Here is a 5,028-nt window from a genome sequence, read left to right as displayed (position 1 = left end):
CCACGCCCGGGGTGGGGGTGCTGCCGCGGCCCACCCCCGCGCCCCCCCCGCCCCCCGGCCTCGTCGAGCGCGGGCTGCTGCGTCGCGAGGAGGGGCGCATCCTCGGCATCTTCCCGACGACGCGCTGGCCCGCCGCGGACTCGCGCCACGAGGGCGAGGTGCGGCGCACCCTCACGCGCGTCCTGCGCGACGGCGTCGCCCCCGACGAGCGGACGGGCGCGCTCGTCGCGATGCTCGCGGCCACGAAGCAGGCCGGTCGGGTCATGGCCGCCGGTGCCGAGCTTTCGGCGACCGAGCGGCGCGAGATCGACCACCGCGCGAAGGAGCTCGCCGAGGGGAGCTGGGCGGCGGGGGCGACGCGACGCTACGTCGAGGAGATCACGGCGGCCACGACCGCGGCGCTCACCACGACCATGGTCATCGCGGGCGCCCAGTCCTGACCGTGCGCGTCCCGCCGACGAGGCGCGACACTCGCGGGTTTCCCTTGACGACGCGCGCCCGGGTACAGTAGTTCGGTTGCCTCGGCGAGGGACGTCTGACGGCCGGTGAGACACCGGAAGGTCAGCAGGATCCTGAAGGGTCCCCGTAATCGACTGGGCGGTCGTCCTCGTGCGCCCGTCATGTGTCCCGCGCCGACGCAGCCGCCCCGTCCTCCGGTGCCAACCAGCCGGCCGGACAGCCGATCGCTTCCCACTGGTGGTCGGCCCGCAACCGTTCTTCAGGAGTTCACGTGTCCGAGATCAAGCTTGTCGCAGAGGCCCGCACCGAGTTCGGCAAGGGTGCCGCCCGTCGCATCCGTCGCGCTTCCCAGATCCCTGCCGTCCTGTACGGGCACGGCACGGACCCCGTCCACATCGCGCTCCCCGGGCACGTGACGACGCTGGCTCTCAAGCAGTCCAACGCACTCTTCTCGATCGAGCTCGACGGCAAGCCCGTCCTCGCGATCGCCAAGGACGTCCAGCGCGACCCGGTCAAGGACGTCGTCGAGCACATCGACCTCCTCATCGTGAAGAAGGGCGAGAAGGTCGAGGTCGAGGTCAACGTGCACGTCGTCGGCGAGTCCGCTCCCGGCACGATCCACGTCGTCGAGTCGCAGACGCTGCTCCTCGAGGCCGAGGCCACGCACCTGCCGGAGGCCGTCGAGGTCTCGATCGAGGGCCTCGAGGCCGGGCACATCGTCCGCGCCGGCGAGATCACGCTGCCCAAGGGCTCCGTGTTCCACGGCGACGCCGAGCTCGCGGTCGTCGCGATCACCGAGCCGCGCAGCGAGGTCGCTGCCGAGGCAGAGGCCGAGGCCGCCGAGGCAGCCGACGAGGCTCCCGCCGAGGCCTGAGCCTCACCCTCCTGAGGTCGGTCCCCGCTCCGCCGGGTCCGGTCCGCAGGACCGCAGGACACGTACGTTCGAGGCGTCCGGTGCCGTACGGCGCCGGGCGCCTCGGACGTTCCCCTCAGAACTCGATGAAGGACCAGGTGACATGACCGACCAGCCGTGGCTCGTCGTCGGGCTCGGGAATCCCGGACCCACCTACGCGGGCAACCGTCACAACGTCGGACACATGGTGCTCGACGTCCTGGCCGGGCGGTCCGGCGCGACCTTCAGCGCGCACAAGGCGCGCGCCGCGGTGGCCGAGGCGCGCCTCGGTGTGCTGCCGGGCGGAGCCCCGGGGCCCCGGGTGCTCCTGGCCAAGCCGTCGACGTACATGAACACGTCGGGCGGTCCGGTCGCGGGCCTCGCCCAGTACTTCGGGATCGACCCCGACCACGTGATCGTCGTCCACGACGAGGTGGACATCCCGTTCGGGGACATCAAGCTCAAGTCCGGTGGCGGCGAGGGCGGCCACAACGGCCTGCGCGACATCACCAAGGCGCTCGGGACCCGCGACTACGTCCGTGTCCGCGCGGGCGTCGGTCGCCCCCCGGGGCGCATGGACACCGCGGACTACGTCCTGAAGAACTTCTCCGGTGCGGAGGCCAAGGAGCTGCCGTTCCTGCTCGACGACGCCGCGGACGCCGTCGAGATGGTCCTCACCGAGGGGCTGCTCGCGGCCCAGGGGAAGTTCCACACCAAGGCCTGACCTCCGGGCCGCCGCGCTGCCGGTCGGCATCCGGCCGGCGGCCGTGGTCCGGGAGCCCGGACTTCACCCGGGTGACGTGTCCGGTTCATCCGTTGTGGCCGGGACGTGCGCCCTAGGCTGGATCGATATCCAACCTGGGCGGGCGGCCGTCTCCTGCCCCACGACGGAGGCACGATGACCGAGGGTGTGGCGCTCGCGCACGACTACGCGACGCAGCGCGGGGGCGCCGAACGGGTGGCCCTGTGGTTGGCCGAGGCCTTTCCCGGATCGCCGATGTACACGACCCTCTACGACCAGCCGGGCACGTTCCCCGAGTTCTCCCGGCTCGACCTGAGGACGTCCGCGCTCGACCGCGTCGGCGCGCTGCGCCGCCACCACCGGCTCGCGCTGCCCCTCCTCGCCCCTGCGGTCTCGGCGCAGCGGGTCGACGCCGACGTCCTGCTCGCTAGCTCGACGGGCTGGGCCCACGGATACCGTGGAGCTGGCCGGACGGTCGTCTACTGCCACGCGCCGGCCCGGTGGCTCTACCAGCGGGACCGCTACCTCGGAGGCCGGGACGGAGCGAGCACCGGGGACCGGCTCCGCAGCGGCGTCGCGGCCGCGGCGCTCGCCGCGCTGAGCCCGGCCCTGCGCGGCTGGGACCGGCGGGCCGCAGGACGCGCCGACGTCTACCTCGCCAACTCGACCGTCACCCAGCGTGCGGTCCGCGAGGCCTACGGCATCGAGGCCGAGATCCTGCCCCCGCCCCCCGCGATGCTGCCCGCCGGGCCCGAGCGCGAGGTGCCCGGGATCGAGCCGGGCTTCCTGCTGTGCGTCGCCCGCCTCCTGCCGTACAAGAACGTCGACGTCCTGGTCGAGGCGGCCCGCCTCGCCGGACGCCACCTCGTGATCGTCGGGGACGGTCCCGACCGGGCACGTCTCGAAGGCCTCGCCGCGCGCGGGCGACCCGTCTCCGGCAGGTGGGGCACGCCGTCGGGCACGGGCGGCGGGACCACGCTGCTCGGCCGGGTCGACGACCCCGAGCTGCGCTGGCTCTACCGGAGCTGCTCGATGCTCGTCGCCGCCTCGTACGAGGACTACGGGCTGTCCCCGCTCGAGGCGGGTGCGTTCGGGCGGCCTTCCGTGGTCCTGCGGGACGGCGGGTACCTCGACACGGTCGTCGACGGGGTGACCGGGGCGTTCTTCGACGCCCCCGAGCCCGACCTCGTCGCGCGGGCAGTCCAGGACGCCTCGGTCGTCCCGTGGGAGGATGACGTCCTGACCTCGCACGTCGAGACCTTCGCGCTCCCGCGCTTCGTCGCGCGGCTCCGCGAGGTCGTCGAAGAGCAACGAGGCCTCGTGCACGCCGGTGCCAGCACCTCAGGGGAGAGGGACTCATGACAGTCCGGGAGTTCGTCCGCACGGTGTGGGCCGGCAAGTACTACGTGCTGGCGGCCGTCCTCGTGGTCGTGGGCGGGGCGTTCGTCTACCTCAACCAGCAGGAGACCGTCTACAAGGCGACCGCGACCGTGCGGCTCGTCGGCGTGCAGTCGGCGCAGGGCGGGGAGCAGGTCGTCGAGGTCACGGTCGACACCGACCTGAGCGACGTCACGTCCGACCCCGTCGTGCAGGCCGCGGCGACCACGCTCGGCTACACGGGCGACCCCGCGACGCTCGCCGCGCAGGTCTCGGCCGACTACCCCGGCGAGAGCCAGAGCCTCATCGCCATCAGTGCGAAGACCCTCGACCCGCAGGAGTCCCAGGACGTCGCCAACGCGTTCGCCGACGCCTACGTCGCCCAGCTCACGGTCCTCCGCGACGCGCAGATCGCGGCGCTCGACGCGAGGAGGCAGGCGCTCGCCGCGCAGCTCGCGGGCGTCACGGCCCGGCTCTCGGTCGTCACGGACGACCCGCTCGCTCTCGCCGAGAAGGAGACCATCGTCACCGACTACACGTCGCTCACGGTCCAGGCGAACACGCTCCGGGCGATCACCGTCCCCGCTGAGGTCGAGACGCCCGCCACCAGCGCTGAGGCGCTCGGTCTGGGGCGGAGCACGGTGCTCGCCCTCGCGGGCCTGGCGGGGCTCGTCGCGGGCATCGGGCTGGCCTTCGCGCGCCGAGGCCTCGACGTCCGGGTGCGTGGTGCGGCCGACGCGGCGCGCCTCGCGCAGACCCCCGTGCTGGCCGAGCTCTACGGTGTCAGGTCCTCGGACCGTGACTACAGCCACTCGCACACGCTGCCCGTGTCGCGCAAGCTCGCGACGCCCTTCACCGAGTCGATCCGCGAGCTCAGGACCGCCGTCCAGGTCTCCCTCGCGGAGGCGGACCGCGTCGTCGTGGTCGTCACGGCCGCGGACCCGCACGCGCCTCGCACGTTCATCGCCGCGAACCTCGCGGCGTCGTTCGCGCTCAGCGGCCGACGGACCATCGCGGTCTCGGGCGACCTGCGCCGCCCTCAGCTCGACCGGGTCCTGCCGCCGCCCGAGGGCTGGTCGGGCGACCGGCACACGCTGCGCCCCACGAGCATCCCCAACCTGGGTGTCTTCCCCGTCCCCGAGGAGGAGATGGACCCGGCGGACTTCCTCGCGACGACCCGCGCGGGAAAGCTCATCGCCGACCTGAGCGACGACGCCGAGGTGGTCGTGATCGATGCCCCGCCCGTGCTCGCCGCCGCGGACGCGACGATCCTCGGGCGCTACGCGACGGGCGTGGTGCTCATCGCCTCCGCGGGCAAGACCGACCGGGCGGTCCTCGCCGAGGCCTCCGAACGCCTCCGCATCAACAACGTGCCCCTCGTCGGTATCGCGCTCGCGGGCGTCAAGAGCGACCGGCGCATGCTCTACGCCTCGACCTACGGCGACCCGGACCGTCAGGACGACGGACCCGGCACCCGGTCGGCGGGAGGCGACGCGGTCGCACAGGCTCCCGCGCTCGCCGCCGAACGCCCCGATGCGGGAGCGCCGGGGGACGGCGG

The 5,028-nt window shown here is 73.4% G+C and carries 5 protein-coding genes; all 5 read left to right on the top strand.

Annotated elements, in window-relative coordinates:
- A partial coding sequence (locus ACFRCR_RS16820) for a GPP34 family phosphoprotein (RefSeq protein ID WP_377679124.1) occupies positions 1 to 440 on the top strand: 440 nt, incomplete at its 5' end.
- Positions 441 to 730: 290 nt separating this feature from the next.
- Positions 731 to 1,333: a 50S ribosomal protein L25/general stress protein Ctc gene (locus ACFRCR_RS16815; RefSeq protein ID WP_191795064.1), complete on the top strand. Its 603-nt coding sequence runs from the start codon at positions 731 to 733 to the stop codon at positions 1,331 to 1,333.
- A gap of 142 nt (positions 1,334 to 1,475) precedes the next feature.
- Positions 1,476 to 2,075 (top strand): aminoacyl-tRNA hydrolase, encoded by a 600-nt coding sequence (gene pth / locus ACFRCR_RS16810; protein ID WP_193718986.1) that lies wholly within the window; start codon positions 1,476 to 1,478, stop codon positions 2,073 to 2,075.
- A gap of 174 nt (positions 2,076 to 2,249) precedes the next feature.
- Positions 2,250 to 3,455 carry a glycosyltransferase gene (locus ACFRCR_RS16805; protein ID WP_377679121.1) on the top strand — a complete coding sequence of 402 codons (1,206 nt, stop codon included), beginning with the start codon at positions 2,250 to 2,252 and terminating at the stop codon, positions 3,453 to 3,455.
- Positions 3,452 to 5,028: hypothetical protein (locus ACFRCR_RS16800; RefSeq protein WP_377679119.1), on the top strand; the 1,577-nt coding region annotated here is incomplete at its 3' end. The genes ACFRCR_RS16805 and ACFRCR_RS16800, both read left to right, overlap by 4 nt.

The organism is Oerskovia sp. NPDC056781, assembly GCF_042789955.1.
Classification (GTDB): domain Bacteria; phylum Actinomycetota; class Actinomycetes; order Actinomycetales; family Cellulomonadaceae; genus Oerskovia; species Oerskovia rustica.
The sequence above is the reverse complement of the archived record's forward strand: the minus strand, read 5'-3'. Positions and strand labels throughout refer to the sequence as shown.